Origin of the sequence: Vibrio olivae, from assembly GCF_042428525.1 — a bacterium.
Lineage (GTDB): Bacteria > Pseudomonadota > Gammaproteobacteria > Enterobacterales > Vibrionaceae > Vibrio > Vibrio olivae.
Genome location: NZ_JBHMEP010000047.1, coordinates 1 through 1,182, shown reverse-complemented (window position 1 = coordinate 1,182; position 1,182 = coordinate 1). Strand labels below are relative to the sequence as shown.

The window sequence follows — 1,182 nt, the reverse complement described above, 5'->3', positions numbered from 1 at the left end:
TGTAGTGGCATAGTGAATTTGGCCACCTGATTAGAGGTGTTAAGATACACCTCATAGCATGACAGGTGAAACTATGACTAAGCGTACCAGACGTACTTTCAGTGCGGAATTCAAGCTCGAAGCAGCGCAACTTGTTCTCGACCAAAACTACACCGTTGTTGAAGCTGCAAAAGCCATGGGTGTGGGTAAATCGACAATGGATAAGTGGGTAAGGCAGCTCAAGCAAGAAAGAAAGGGAGTAGCTCCTCAAGCCTCACCAATGACACCAGAGCAAATTGAGATACGAGAGCTGAAGAAGAAACTTGCTCGCCTTGAAGAGCACAACGAAATATTAAAAAAGGCTACAGCTCTCTTGATGTCGGACTCACTGAACAACTCTCGATAATCGAGAAACTCAGGCAGAGCTTTAACGTAACCACCCTGTGTCATGTGTTCAGTGTTCACCGCAGTAGTTACAAATACTGGCGTTGTCGCCCTCAGCGTGTTTCTCCAGAGTTGGTGAAGCTAAAAAGTCTTATTAAAGAAGTTCATACGGCAAGCAACGGCTCTGCTGGTGCGAGAAGCATTGCCGACATGGTAACGGCTCAAGGTATAAAACTTACCCGTTATCGAGCATCTAAAATGATGAAATTATTAGGGTTGGTAAGCTGCCAAACACCGAAGCACCGTTATCGAAAGGCATCACAAGAGCACGTAGAGATCCCAAACCATCTATCTCGACAATTTACCGTTACCGCTCCCAACCAAGTCTGGGTCGGTGATGTAACGTATGTCTGGACGGGGCAGCGCTGGATGTATCTTGCTGTTGTCATCGACTTGTTCGCGAGAAAGCCAATTGGTTGGGCGATGTCAGTATCGCCTGATAGTAAGTTGACAGGAAAGGCACTCTCTATGGCGTTTGAATTACGAGGTAAACCCAAAGGCGTGATGTTCCACAGCGACCAAGGAAGTCATTACACCAGTCGTTCTTACCGGCAACTGTTGTGGCGTCATCAAATCAAGCAAAGCTTATCTAGGCGAGGTAATTGTTGGGACAATAGTCCGATGGAGCGGTTCTTCAGAAGCCTAAAGACAGAATGGATACCAGTGTCGGGTTATCGGAGTTTTAGCGAAGCGAGAGAACATATAACTCGATACATCACGGGCTACTACAGCCAACTCAGGCCACATCAATATAATGGT

General features: G+C 46.5%; 1 protein-coding gene. It reads left to right on the top strand.

The features are described 5' to 3' along the window. Positions 1-73 precede the first annotated feature (73 nt). Positions 74-1,182 (top strand): IS3 family transposase gene (locus ACFFUV_RS23375; protein WP_390198320.1). Its coding sequence is split into 2 segments (ribosomal slippage), with 1,110 coding nucleotides annotated over them: positions 74-341 and positions 341-1,182; the frame shifts between segments, so codons are not numbered across the junction. This gene is flagged as partial in the annotation.